The organism is Streptomyces sp. NPDC048825 (assembly GCF_043198355.1).
Classification (GTDB): domain Bacteria; phylum Actinomycetota; class Actinomycetes; order Streptomycetales; family Streptomycetaceae; genus Streptomyces; species Streptomyces xiangluensis.
The window spans coordinates 12,902-26,253 of sequence record NZ_JBICUR010000034.1; the positions used below are offsets into that span (position 1 = coordinate 12,902).

The 13,352-nt window shown below is 71.1% G+C and carries 9 protein-coding genes; 4 read left to right on the forward strand and 5 right to left on the reverse strand.

The features are described 5' to 3' along the window. Positions 1-3: 3 nt before the first annotated feature. A complete protein-coding gene (gene fxsT, locus ACGFNK_RS44550; protein WP_393426758.1) occupies positions 4-2,022 on the reverse strand; it encodes an FxSxx-COOH system tetratricopeptide repeat protein in 2,019 nt (672 codons plus the stop codon). A 334-nt stretch (positions 2,023-2,356) separates the two neighbouring features. On the opposite strand from fxsT, the gene ACGFNK_RS44555 reads away from it, so the two are divergent. The 3 genes from ACGFNK_RS44555 to ACGFNK_RS44565 are packed head-to-tail and all read left to right on the forward strand — an operon-like array spanning position 2,357 to position 6,323. Further along, positions 2,357-5,050 (forward strand): GNAT family N-acetyltransferase, encoded by a 2,694-nt coding sequence (locus ACGFNK_RS44555; protein WP_393426761.1) that lies wholly within the window; start codon positions 2,357-2,359, stop codon positions 5,048-5,050. Between the two features lie 12 nt (positions 5,051-5,062). Further along, positions 5,063-5,797, forward strand: coding sequence for a CBS domain-containing protein (locus ACGFNK_RS44560; protein WP_393426764.1), 735 nt, complete (start codon positions 5,063-5,065; stop codon positions 5,795-5,797). Between the two features lie 16 nt (positions 5,798-5,813). Continuing rightward, on the forward strand, positions 5,814-6,323 hold the full coding sequence (locus ACGFNK_RS44565; protein WP_393426767.1) for a flavodoxin domain-containing protein: 510 nt from the start codon (positions 5,814-5,816) through the stop codon (positions 6,321-6,323). Positions 6,324-6,402: 79 nt separating this feature from the next. On the opposite strand, the gene ACGFNK_RS44570 is transcribed toward ACGFNK_RS44565, so the two are convergent. The 4 genes from ACGFNK_RS44570 to adhP all read right to left on the reverse strand — a co-directional run bounded on the left by ACGFNK_RS44570 (position 6,403) and on the right by adhP (position 12,015). Beyond that, entirely contained in the window at positions 6,403-6,882 is a 480-nt protein-coding gene (locus tag ACGFNK_RS44570; RefSeq protein WP_393426770.1) for a hypothetical protein, read from the reverse strand. A gap of 304 nt (positions 6,883-7,186) precedes the next feature. Then, the gene (locus tag ACGFNK_RS44575) at positions 7,187-7,912 is read right to left on the reverse strand and encodes a CBS domain-containing protein (protein ID WP_393426851.1); all 726 of its coding nucleotides are present in this window, start codon (positions 7,910-7,912) and stop codon (positions 7,187-7,189) included. A gap of 298 nt (positions 7,913-8,210) precedes the next feature. After that, complete coding sequence (gene ppdK / locus ACGFNK_RS44580) at positions 8,211-10,904, reverse strand: pyruvate, phosphate dikinase (RefSeq protein WP_393426773.1); 2,694 nt, start codon at positions 10,902-10,904, stop codon at positions 8,211-8,213. Positions 10,905-11,004: 100 nt separating this feature from the next. Then, the gene (gene adhP, locus ACGFNK_RS44585) at positions 11,005-12,015 is read right to left on the reverse strand and encodes an alcohol dehydrogenase AdhP (protein WP_393426776.1); all 1,011 of its coding nucleotides are present in this window, start codon (positions 12,013-12,015) and stop codon (positions 11,005-11,007) included. A gap of 268 nt (positions 12,016-12,283) precedes the next feature. Between adhP and gap the strand changes: the two genes are divergently transcribed. After that, positions 12,284-13,312 carry a type I glyceraldehyde-3-phosphate dehydrogenase gene (gene gap, locus ACGFNK_RS44590; protein ID WP_393426779.1) on the forward strand — a complete coding sequence of 343 codons (1,029 nt, stop codon included), beginning with the start codon at positions 12,284-12,286 and terminating at the stop codon, positions 13,310-13,312. Positions 13,313-13,352: the final 40 nt, after the last annotated feature.

A 13,352-nucleotide genomic window follows, 5' to 3' on the forward strand; every position in this document is an offset into this window, starting at 1 on the left:
TCGTCAACGTAGACGGTTGACCAGAGCGAATGCTTCCTCGGTCTTGGGGTGGGTCTTGCCCAGCTGGGTGTGCAGGATCTCTGCACCCCGGCGCGCGAGGTCCGCTGCGGTCGGGTCGTTCAACGTGTGCAGGACTCGGGCCTTGAACAGCAGGACGTACCCGATGTACAGGTGGTCCGGCGCGTACCTGGCCTCGCGGATCCTCAGCGCCCGCGAGATCAGCGGCACGGCCGTGGCGTGGTCGCCCAGGTCGACGTGGACGTTCGCCAGTGCTATCAGGTCGAAGCTCACATACGGGTCGTCCGGCCCGTACGCCTCCTCGTCGATCTGCAGCGCCCGCTCGGCCAGTGGCTGCGCCGCCCGGTGTTCACCGAGAATGCAGAGTATCCGCGCCAGATTGGCCAGGTCCGTCGCGATGGCGGGACTGCCCGCCGGCAGGCTGGACTCGTGCAGGCGCAGCGCGCGCTCCGCCAGCGGGCGTGCCCTCTCCGCCGCGCCGAGGTCCTTGTGGATCTGCGCCAGTGCTATGAGGTCGAAGCCGGCCTCCGCATCCCGGCCCTCGAGCGACTCGTCAATCGCGAGGGCACGTTCACACAGGGGCAGCGCCAGCGAGGGATCGCCTATACGGAGGAGGAACTCCGACGCGAGCCTCAGCAGCACCGCCGTCTCCGCAGCGCACTCGGCCGGTGGATCGGCCCTGGTCACCGCAATGACGTGCGGGAGCAGCTCCTGCCACCGCGGCCCGGCATCCGGGTCACCGTGGATGTCGTGCGGCACGGCCGCGAGCAGCGCACGACACAGCTGGACCCGAGCGGCAGTGTGCACCTCGTCCGGCATCGCGGCCCGGATGGCGGCCTGAACCAGCCGGTGCAGCACCAGGGACGCGTCCCCGCGCCTCGCGAGCCCCAGCCCGGCTAGGGCGCCGACCGTCGTGTCCCACGCCAGCGGGTCGGCTGCGGCTCCGTTCAGCATCTCGGGTCTGCCGGTGAACAGGTCCAGCGGGATCGGCTCCGGCGCCAGCAGGGCACACAGCTCCAGCAGCCGCACCGCCTGGGGCTCGTCCGTCTCCAGCCTTCGCACACTGAGCTGCCACAGGGTCGCGACCACCACCGCAGGCCGGTCGGTCAGCTCGCCCCGCGCGATCATGTCCTCCAGCCGCGTCGTCAGCAGAGTCAGGTACTCCTCGGGCGCCGTGTGGTTGTAGCTCATGTACCCGGCCGCCTGTTCCAACGCCAGCGGCAGGTCCCCCAGTTGCTCGGCGATCCGGTCCGCCACCGCCGCGGTGATGCCGGGCACCCGCCGGACCAGCAGCTCCACCGACTCTCGCCTGGTGAACACATCCAGGTCGATGACGCCGCCTCTGCTCGACCAGCCACTCACCCTGGTCGTGACGATGACGTGGCCGTTGCTCGCCAGGCCACCCGACGGCAGCGCGTGCGTGAGCGTGGCCGGCTTCTCCCCGTTGTCGAAGATGATCAGCCAGGGCCTGCGGTCCACCAACTTGCCGTACACGTGTGGGATGACCTGGTCGGAGCTCACCTCCGACAGCCCCAGCTCCCTGGCCAGCGATACGAACTGCGACGCCACGAGATCGGACTGCTCGGCGTCCACGAACGCGACGAACCGGTACTTCGACTGGTAGCGGTAGGCGTACTCGACCGCGAGCTGGGTCTTGCCGACGCCACCCAACCCGTGCACGACCAGCATCGCGACGTCGTTCGCCGAGGTGAGGTGCTGCCGCAACTCCCGCAGCGTGGCGTCGCGGCCGGTGAAGTTGGTGTTGCGCGGCGGCAGCCGGTACGCCATGGGTGCGGGCGGGTTCTGCGCACGGACGCGGCGCGGCCCCTGCCACAGCCCGATCAACGACAACGGGATCAGGATGAGGAGTACCACCCACGGGTGGACCCGCACAAAGTCCAGCGGCCCGGGCCAACGGCTCTGGCCGGACGCCGCGTTGAAGGCAAGACTGCCGACGAACAGAACGAGCAGACCGGCCACCGCGCTGGCCAGCGTTCGCCACATGGCTTCCTCTTCGGTATGACGGCGACCGCGATGATCAACAGCCAACGTGATCTTATCCCAGGAACTGCACCGCCCGAGGGGAATCGTCGACGAACGTCAGCGGGCCGGCAGCACCGGTTACGACGCTGACCAAAGAGGTTACGACGCTGACCAAAGAGACAGAACCGAGAACGCTTCTCTCCGCGCTTTCACGGAACCTGTTGTCCCACCGCCGTAGGGCTTCGAACAGGAACTGAGGGCTGACCGGCCCACCTTTCGGCCCCGGTCAGCCCATGTGACCCTGCCCCGTTCCGCTGGACGCTCGTGGTGTCAGGAGATCTGGAGGAGACCCGCGATGACGGACGACGCGCTCAGCAGGCTCACGGTTCACGCACTGCTCGCGGACGGCACGACCGTGTGCATCCGCCCGGTGGTGCGGGCCGATCACGAGCAGTTGCAGGGGTTCTACGAGGAGATGTCCCCGGAGAATCTGCGGTTGCGGTTCTTCGCTGCGAGCCGCCGGTCGGCCGGCCTGGCCGCCGACCGGGCCTGCGGTCCGCCGCGTCCCGGGTACCGGGCCCTGCTGGCCGAGACGCTGGGCCGGGTCATCGGCCTCGCCGAGTACGACACCGGCGGCACCGGAGACACGGCCGACATGTCTATCGCGGTCGCCGACGGACTGCACCACCGGGGCGTCGGCACGCTCCTTGTCGAGCACCTGGTCTCGGCCGCCCGCGCGGAGGGCATCACGGCCTTCACGGCCGACGCGCTGAGTGAGAACAACGAGGTGCTGCGGCTCTTTGCCGACCTCGGCCTGCGCACGGCCCGCCGCTTCGAGGGCCCGGAGGTGCTCTGCACCATCGCCCTCGATCAGAGCGACACCTACCTGACGGCCGTGGAGGAACGTGGCCGTGCCGCCGATGTCGTCAGCCTGGAGCCGCTGCTGCGGCCGAAGGTGGTCGCCGTCGTCGGCGCCGGTCGCAAGCCGGGCTCGGTGGGCCGGGCGGTCTTGCACCAGCTGCACGCGGGCGGCTACACCGGGCGGCTGTTCGCGGTGAACCCCGCCGCGCACTCGATCCTCGGCGTGCCGTGCCACCCGTCGGTCAGCGCCCTGCCCAAGACCCCCGACCTCGCGGTGCTCGCCGTGCCCGCCGCCGCGATCCCGGACACCGCCGAGGAGTGCGGCAAGGCGGGCGTACGGGGCCTGCTCGTCATTACCGCCGGCCTGGACGCGGACCAGGCGCAGGCCCTGCTGGCGGCCTGCCGCTCGTACGGCATGCGGCTCGTCGGCCCCAACTGCCTCGGCATCTCCCACACCGACCCGGAGCTGCGCCTCGACGCCACCTTCGCCGCCAGGCATCCGCGCCCAGGGACGGCTGGCGTCGCCGTACAGTCCGGTGGTGTCGGCATCGCCCTGCTCGACGGGCTGTCCCGGCTCGGCATCGGCGTCTCGTCCTTCGCTTCCCTCGGCGACAAGTACGACGTCAGCGGCAACGACATGCTCCAGTGGTGGGAGAGCGACGGCCGCACCGAACTGGCCCTGCTGCACCTGGAGTCGTTCGGCAGCCCGCGGGCGTTCTCGCGTACGGCCCGGCGCGTGACCCGGCGGATGCCGGTGCTGACCGTTGACGCCGGCCGTACCGAAGCCGGCCGGCGCGCCGCTTCCTCGCACACCGCAGCCGCCGCCACCCGCACCATGACCCGCGAGGCGCTGTTCACCCAGGCCGGCATCACCGCCACGCGTTCGGTGGGCGAACTGCTGGAAGCCGCCGCCCTGTTGCACTCCCAGCCGCTGCCCGCCGGGCCCCGCGTCGCGATCGTCACCAACGCGGGCGGAGCCGGTGTGCTCGCGGCCGACGCCTGCGCCGAGGCCGCGCTCCAGCTCCCGGCGCCCACCCCGGAACTGATCGACGACCTGCTCGCAGTCCTGCCCGACGGCGCCGCCGTCGGTAATCCCGTCGTCGCCACCGCCGCCGTCACGGAGGAGCAGCTGGCGAATTGCGTGAACCGGATCATGGGGCACAGCGGTGTCGACGCCGTCCTCGTGGCCCTCGTCCCCACGGCGGTCGCCGCGGCGACCGGCGACGACCTCGTCCGGGCCCTCACCCACGCTTCTGGACGACGTGCCAAGCCGATCGCCGCGGTACGACTCGAACAGGCCCTGCCCGTCGAGCTGTTGCCCGCGGCCGAAGGCGGCACCGTTCCGTCGTACGCCGAACCCCAGGCCGCGGCACGGGCGTTGGCCCACGCCGCTCACCGCGCGGCCTGGCTCGCCCGGCCCGCCGGTACCGTTCCCGACCTCGACGGCGCCGACACGGCACGCGCCCACGCGGTCGTCGAGGCCTACCTCGACGCGCACCCGGACGGCGGCCTGCTCGAGCCGCGCGAATGCGCCGAACTCCTCGACTGCTATGGCATTCGGCAACTGCCGTGGGCCTGGGCCGAGACCGAGGACGACGCCGTCCTTGCCGCCGACCGGCTGCGCGGTGCCGACGGCCGGGTCGTCATGAAGGGCCACTGGCCGGGCCTGCTGCACAAGACCGTCGAGCACGCCGTCCACCTCGACCTCCGCGGTGACTCCCAAGTTCGCGCCGCCTTCCGGGACTTGGAGATCCGCTTCGCCGACCTGCTGACCGGAGTCGTCGTGCAGCCGCTCGCCGACCGCGGCACCGAGTTGTTCGCGGGCGTCGTCCAGGACCAGGTCTTCGGCCCGCTCGTCCTGTTCGGACTCGGCGGCACCGCTACAGAGGTACTGGCCGACCACGCCGCCCGCCTCGCTCCGCTCACCGACCACGACGTGCACGACCTGATCACGGCCCCGCGCTGCGCCCCGCTCCTGTTCGGCGCGCACGGCGCCCGGCCCGTCGACCTGGAAGGCCTCGAACAGCTCCTGCTGCGGCTGTCCCGCATGGCGAGCGACCTGCCGCAGCTGGCCGAGGCCGACTTCAACCCCGTTCTCGCGACCCCGGACGGCGTCACCGTGCTCGACGCGCGCGTACGTCTGCTGCCCCGCAGGCCCCACGACCCGTATCTGCGCCGGCTCCGCTGAGGAGGAACAATCATGAAACAGAACAAGGTCGGTTCCGTGATGACCACGGAGGTGGTCCGCGCCGCGTACGGCACCCCCTTCAAAGAGGTCGCCCGGCTGCTCGGCCGGCACCGCATCAGCGGGCTGCCGGTGGTCGATGACGACGAGAAGGTCATCGGTGTCATCTCCGAGACGGACCTCATCATCCGGCAGGCCGAGACCCCCGACCCGTACGAACCGAAGAAGCGCTTCCGGCTCACCGACCTCACCCGCGACGCCCGCAGCCGGGCCGCGAAGGCCAGGGCCCGCACCGCCGGCCGGCTGATGACCGAGCCGCCCGTCACGGTCCGCGCCGACGACACCATCGTCGAAGCGGCCCGGACCATGGCGCGGCACCGTGTGGAGCGGCTGCCCGTCCTGGATGAGGAGGAGCGGCTCGTCGGCATTGTCACCCGCCGCGACCTGCTCCAGGTCTTTCTGCGGCCGGATGCGGAGATCCGCGACCAGGTCGTCGAGGAGGTGCTGGTACGGGCACTGTGGCTGGCGCCGCGCAGCATCGACGTCATGGTGGTGGAGGGCGTGGTCACGCTCTCCGGGGACATGGAACGCAAGAGCGAGACGAAGATCGCTGTCTCCATGACGCAGCGGATCGACGGGGTGGTCGCGGTTGTCGACCAGCTCACCTACCGCTCTGACGACGCTGGGCTCCCAGGGCCGGACGAGCGGGCATTTCACGGTATGGCCGCCAACTGGCTGCCCAGAGTGTGAAAGGAGGCGGACCCTCATGACCGGCAACGTGCTGGTCGCCTACGGGACGACGAACGGATCCACCGCGCAGATCGCCGAGGCCGTGGCCGCGGTGCTGCGCAAGGAGGGTTTCACGAGCGAGGCGCTGCCGGCCGGCTCCGTCACGCGCGTGACACCGTACGACGCCGTCGTGGTCGGCGGTGGACTGTACGCGGGGCGCTGGCACAAGGACGCGCGCCGCTTCGTGCGCCGGCATCGCCGCGAGCTGGCCGAGCGTCCGCTGTGGCTGTTCAGCAGCGGCCCGCTCGACGCCTCGGCCTCGGAGCGGGACATCCCGCCCGTGCCCGGCGTCAAGAAGGCCATGACCCGGCTCGACGCCAGGGGACACGTCACCTTCGGAGGGTGCCTCGAGGAAGGCGCGAAGGGATTCATCGCACGGAAGATCGTGTCCTCCGGAAAGGGCGGCGACTTCCGGAACTTCCCCGAGATCGAGGCATGGGCGGCGCGTGTCGCCGGAGAGTTGGCGAAGACACGGGAGACGAACTGAAGCCCCCAGGGGCCGGGCCGGGTTTCCCGGCCCGGCCCGGTGCGGCCGTTGGCCGATGCCATGGCCAACTGGCCCCGGCTCAGGTGGTCTTGCGGGCCCACTGCGGTCCGACCTGGTCCCACTCCCGGCCCCATTGGTCGATGCGCCGCCGGTCCAGGTGCCCTCGTGCGATGCGACCGACCGCGTACGTCACGCCGCCGACCCCGAGTGCGGCTGCGGTGGCCGCGTAGCCCGCGAACACGGTGGCCTGGGCGGCAGTGACCGGCTCGTGGTGAGCTGCCCCTGGTTGTCCGCCCAGACCCGGACCTTCGCACCGGCCTTGTGCCCGGTGTCCACCTTGGCCCTGCCGGTGTGCGTGGAGCCGTCCGCGGTGGTCCAGCGGACCTTGGCGCGGACCTGCTGGCGGCTGGGGCCCGCCTCCGTGACGAAGACTGCCGGGCGCCTCGTAGTCGTCGAGCGCCTTGAGCCCGCCTGTGACCAGCCGGTCCACCGCGATGGCGGTCTCGGACGGCGCACCGCCCGAGGCGGCGGCTCGGGGTCGAGCGTCCTGTCGGGTCATGAGCATTACGCCTCCATCGTCGAGGTCGTCGAGGTCGTCGAGGTCGTCGGCCGGAAGGCCGGCAGCGGGCCGTACGGGGAGCCGCACCGCGAGGGACCGGTACCGCTCCCACGACCACCGTCCCGCACGCGGGAGTCACCCCCCAGGCGCCGAAGGTCCCGGTCAGGGCCTGGCCGGGACGGGGCACCAGGGCCGGTCGGCACCTGCCCGGAGTCGGGTGCGCCATCGCGCCCTTTCAGGGGCGCGGGCAACTGCGCGACCAGCCACAACGGACCCGCAGCTTCGTACCCCACCCAGCGGAGCGCTACCGCTCGGGAAGCCAGTGGTGGGCGACCCGGCGCGAGGGGTGTTTCTCGGGCGGGCGGGTGTCGTCGATGCGGAAGGTGAGGCTGTTCATCACGCCCACCACGCCGTCCACCCGCCAGGTCAGCTGGACCACCAGCGGAATGTCGCTGCGGCGTTCCAGGCGCCCCTCCAGCGTGGCCGTGCCGTTCTGGACCGAGACGATGACGGTGTGGGGCGGCAGGCACATGGCGCGGGTCAGGACCTCGTCGATGATCTCCTGACGGATCTCCTCGTCGGTGCGCAGGAAGACCCGCAGCAGGTCGCGACGGGTGGCGATGCCGATCAAGCGGTCCTCTTCGTCCACCACGGGCAGTCGTTCGATGTGGTGGCGCTCCATCACCCGTGCGGCGTCCGCGACGCGCTGTTCGGGATGCACGGTGATCGCGGGTGTCGACATCAGCTGTCCGGCGGTCAGGGCACGGGCCTTGGCAGCAGTGGTACGTGCCTTCCGGCGCAGTGCCGGCAACCGGAAGGGGCCTACCCGGTCCCGTTCGGCCTTCGCCGCCTGCCGGCGCATCAGGTCGGTCTCGGAGATCACGCCGAGGACCTTGTCGTCGGCGTCGACGACCGGCAGCCCGCTGATCCGGTGCCGGGCCAGCAGTTGCGCCACGTCCTTGAACGGTGTCTCCTGGCGGGCCCCGATGACCTCGGAGGTCATCACCTCGCCGACCTTGCAGGTCTTCACGGCCGTTCCCTTCTCCACGGTGCGAGCGGAGCACGACCGGTTTCCCCTGTGTACGCCCGTGCACACCGTCCCGTATCCCCGCGGAGCGATGTGCTCCTGCGGTGGGGCATCGGGGGCCGGAACTCGCGGGTGAGGGCGGCCGATCCGGCCGCTGTTGTCCCTTTGGACTGTCCCGGGCAGCCGGCCCTCCGATGCCTCTTCAGCCTCCCGCACACCGGCTTGACGATGCAGGGGCCAACTGGTCCCGGTCCCCGGGCCGAACCGCCCTCTCATCAGCACACCGGGGCGGCCCTGTGTGTCACCGGCTGTCGCCGGTATCGGTCTCGGGAAGCGCGGCCCGTCCGGCCTCCAGGCGGGCGACCGGGACGCGGAACGGGGAGCAGGAGACGTAGTCGAGGCCTGCCGCGTGGAAGAAGTGCACCGAGTCCGGATCCCCGCCGTGCTCCCCACAGACGCCGATCTTCAGGCCGGGCCGGGCGGCGCGGCCCTCGGCGACCGCGATCTCGACCAGCCGGCCGACGCCGTCGCGGTCGATCGTCTCGAACGGGGACACCTTGAAGATGCCCTTGTCGAGATAGGCGGAGAAGAACGCCGCCTCCACGTCGTCGCGGGAGAAGCCCCAGGTGGTCTGGGTCAGGTCGTTGGTGCCGAAGGAGAAGAACTGCGCTTCCTCGGCGATCCGGCCGGCCGTCAGGGCGGCCCTCGGCAGCTCGATCATCGTGCCGATCGGGCAGTCGACGGGGACACCCGTGCTCTTGGAGACCTCGCCCAGGACCTGCTCCACTTCTTCGCGGACGAGCCGGAGCTCCTCGACCGTGTCGATGAGCGGAACCATGATCTCCGCCCGCGGGTCTCCGCCCGCGCGCTTGCGGTCCGCGACCGCCTCGGCGATGGCCCGTACCTGCATGGCAACCAGTCCCGGTGCCACCAGCCCCAGGCGTACGCCGCGCAGGCCGAGCATCGGGTTCTCCTCGTGCATGCGGTTCACGGCGGCCAGCAGCTCGGCGTCGTGTGCGCTGGGCGGGGTGCCGTGGGCTTCGGCGGCGGCGAGGCGTACGGCGAGTTCGGTGCGGTCGGGCAGGAACTCGTGGAGCGGTGGGTCGAGGAGACGGATGGTGACCGGCAGGCCGTCCATGGCCTCCAGGATGCCGATGAAGTCCTGCCGCTGCAGGGGCAGCAGCGCGGCGAGGGCGCGTTCGCGTTCGGTGTCGGTGCGGGCCAGGATCATCGCCTCGACCAGTTGCCGGCGGTCGCCGAGGAACATGTGCTCGGTGCGGCACAGGCCGATGCCCTCGGCTCCGAACCGGCGGGCACGGGCGGCGTCCTCGGGTGTGTCCGCGTTGGCCCGGACGCCCAACCGCCGTACTCCGTCAGCTTCTTGCATGGCGCGGGCCACGGCGTCGACCAGTCCGGCCGAGCGCTCGCCCCGCTCGTCGGTCTCGAAGTACCGCATCACGGCGGAGTCGACCAACGGAGCCGCGCCCGGGTAGACCGCGCCCTCGGAGCCGTCCACCGAAATGACCGTGCCCTCCTCCACGGCGGTGCCGCCCACGATGAAGCGACGTCCCTGCGGGTCCACGGTGATCTCTTCGGCCCCACAGACGCAGACTTTGCCCATGCCGCGGGCGACGACGGCCGCGTGGCTGGTCTTGCCGCCCCGGCTGGTCAGCACGGCCTGGGCGGCGACCATGCCCGGCAGGTCGTCGGGGGTCGTCTCCTGGCGTACGAGGACGACCTTCTCCCCGGCGGCGGCGCGGCGGACCGCTTCGGCGGAGTCGAACACCGCGGCGCCCACGGCGGCGCCCGGCGAGGCCGGAATGCCGTGTGCGAGCGCCTGGCCGACTGCCGCGGTGTCGAAGCGGGGGAACATCAGCCGGGCGAGGCCGTCACCACTGACGCGCGCCAGACCCTCGTCCGGGGTGATCAGATCCTCGTCGACCAGCTCGGCGGCGATGGCGAACGCGGCCTCCGCGGTGCGCTTGCCCACGCGGGTCTGCAGCATCCACAGCTTGCCGCGCTCGACGGTGAACTCGATGTCGCACAGGTCCCGGTAGTGCGACTCCAACGTCCGCATGTGGTCGCGGAGTTGGGCGAACGCCTCGGGGTTCAGGCGGCCCAGTTCGTCCAGCGGCACGGTGTTGCGGATGCCGGCGACGACGTCCTCGCCTTGCGCGTTGGACAGGTAGTCGCCGTATACGCCGCGGGCGCCGGTGGCCGGGTCGCGGGTGAAGGCGACACCGCTGCCGGAGTCGGGGCCGAGGTTGCCGAAGACCATGGTCTGTACGTTGACCGCGGTGCCCAGGTCGTCGGGGATGTGTTCGCGGCGGCGGTACAGGCGCGCCCGTTCGCCGTTCCAGGATTCGAAGACGGCGAGGACCGCGCGCCGCAGCTGCTCGGCCGGGAGCTGGGGGAAGTCCTCCCCGGTCTCGTACTTGATCAGGTTCTTGTACGTCTCCACGAGCTGGGCGAGGTCGCCCGCGTCCAGGTGCAGATCGTCCGGGGCGCCGCGCAGCTCCTTGAGCTGCGTCATGGCCTGCTCGAACACTGCGCTGTCGACGCCCATGACGGTGCTGCCGAACATCTGCACCAGGCGCCGGTAGGAGTCCCAGGCGAAGCGCTCGTTCCCGGAGGACTTCGCCAGACCGAGCACGGAGTCGTCGCCCAGGCCGATGTCGAGGATCGTCTCCATCATGCCGGGCATGGAGAACCGGGCCCCGGAACGGACGGACAGCAGCAGCGGGTCGTCCGGCTGCCCCAGCCGTCGTCCGGCGGCCTGCTCCAGGACGGTCAGGTGCTCGGAGATCTCGCGGGCCAGGCCGTCCGGCTCCCTGCCGGTGGTGAGGAAGGCGCGGCAGGCTTCGGTGGTGACGGTGAACCCGGGTGGCACGGGCAGGCCCATGCGGGTCATCTCGGCCAGGTTGGCGCCCTTGCCGCCGAGCAGGTCGGCCATGTCACGGCCGCCCTCGGTGAACTCGTACACGTAACGGACCATGACGGTGCTCTTCCTTCCGGCTTCCCGGGGAATCGTGGGGCCCGGCCGTCTGCCGCATGCCGTACTGAGGTCGGCACGCGGTAGCCAGGCGGTGAGTGGGTCACATCTCGAAGACGATGCGTGCCTTGATCTGGCCGTTCAGGACCTCGGCGATGCAGTCGTTGACGGTGTCCAGGGGACGGGTTTCGTAGATCACCTTGGTGCGGCCGGCGGCGTGGAGCTGGAAGACCTCGTCCAGGTCCTGTCGGGTGCCGACGATGGAGCCGATGACCGAGGTGCCGTTCAGGACGGTGTCGAAGATCGGGACCTGGATGGTTCCGCCGGCGGGCAGGGCGACCATGACCAGCTTGCCGCCGCGCCGCAGTCCGCCGTAGACGGAGGCGAACGCCTGCTCGTTGACGGCCAGCGCGATCGCGGCGTGGGCGCCGCCGTGCTGCTTCAGCACCTCGGCGGGGTCCTCCTTGCGGGCGTCGATGAGGATGTCCGCGCCGAGTTCCCGGGCGAGTTCCAGCTTGTCGTCGGTGACGTCGATCGCGGCGACGGTGGCTCCGGCGATCTTCGCGTACTGCACGGCGAGGTGGCCGAGACCGCCGATGCCGGAGATCGCGACGAGTTGGGTGGGGCGTACGTCGGCGACCTTGAGCGCCTTGTACGTGGTCACACCGGCACAGGTCAGCGGGGCCGCGTCGCGCGGGTCGATGCCGTCGGGGACCACAGCGGCGAAGTCGGCCGGGGCGAGCATCTTCTCGGCGTAGCCGCCGTCCACGCTGTAACCGGTGTTCTGCTGCTTCTCGCACAGCGTCTCCCAGCCGGACAGGCAGTGCTCGCACCGCCCGCAGGCCCAGCCCAGCCAGGGCACGGCCACCCGCCGGCCGACGGCCAGGTGGGTCACGCCTTCGCCGAGCGCCTCGACGATGCCGACGCCCTCGTGGCCGGGGATGAACGGGGGGTTGGGCCTGACGGGCCAGTCGCCGTGGGCGGCGTGGATGTCGGTGTGGCACAGCCCGGACGCCTCCAGCCGGATCCGGACCTGGCCGGGGCCGGGCTCCGGATCGGGCCGCTCCTCGATCACCAGCGGCTCGCCGAACGACCGGACTACTGCTGCCTTCATGGCATGCTCCCCAAGCTCTGTCTCTGTCGAAGCTCTGTCTCTGTCCGTGCGGTGCCAGCATCGATCCGGGGCCGAGTGCGGCGGCAGGTGCTGGAAGTCCTCGTGGGTAGGGCCGATCGGCCCCACCCACGAGGGGCGCTGAATCCGCGCGGCGAGCCGCTGGGCCGAACGTCCCTCACTTGGCCCCCGTACGGCCCATGCCAGATGCGATCCGCTGTCAGCAGGCTGGCAGCGCACCAGCCGCGGACCGACCGGGAGGACAACGGACATGAGCGTGCGCGTGGGCATCAACGGCTTCGGCCGCATCGGACGCAACTACCTGCGCTGCGTGCTGGAGCGCGCGGAGACCGCCGCCGGCACCCCGGTCGAGGTCGTCGCCATCAACGACATCACCTCGCCCGAGGCACTGGCCCACCTGTTGGCGTACGACTCGACGTACGGGCGTATCGGCCGCACCGTCGAGCACGACGACACGTCGCTCACGGTCGGCGGGCACCGGATCGCCGTGACCGCCGAGCGTGACCCGGCGGCCCTGGCCTGGGGCGACCTCGGCGTGGACATCGTGATCGAGTCGACCGGCCATTTCCGCACCCGCGATCAGGCCGGACAGCACCTGAAGGCCGGGGCGCGCAAGGTGCTGCTGTCGGTACCGGGCAAGGGAGTTGACGCCACCATCGTGATGGGCGTCAACGAGGGCACGTACGACCCGGAGAACGACCACGTCGTCTCCAACGCCTCCTGCACGACCAACTGCGTTGCCCCCATGGTGAAGGTCCTCGACGAGCACTTCGGCCTCGTCAAGGGGCTGATGACGACCATCCACGGCTACACCAACGACCAGGTCGTCCTCGACGGCCCCCACAAGGACCTGCGCCGCGGCCGCAGCGCCGCCGTGAACATCATCCCCACGTCCACCGGAGCTGCCCGCGCCGTCGGCCTGGTCCTGCCGGAGCTGGCGGGCACCCTGGACGGCATCGCCGTGCGCGTCCCGGTCGAGGACGGCTCCCTGACCGACCTGAGCGTGGTCCTCGACCGGCCCGTGAGCGCGGACGAGGTCAATGCGGCGTTCCGGGAGGCCGCCGACGGGCCGCTGAAGGGCATCCTGCGCGTCTCCGACGCCCCGATCGTCTCCCGCGACGTCGTCGGCGACCCCGCCTCCTGCGTCCTGGACGCACCCCTGACTCAGGCACACGGCGAGCTGGTCAAGATCTTCGGCTGGTACGACAACGAGTGGGGCTACACCAACCGTCTGCTCGACCTCACCGAATACGTCACCACCCGGCTACCGCAGAGCTGACGGCCCCGAGAACACCTGAGGGCCGTCCTTGGCCAGGCCC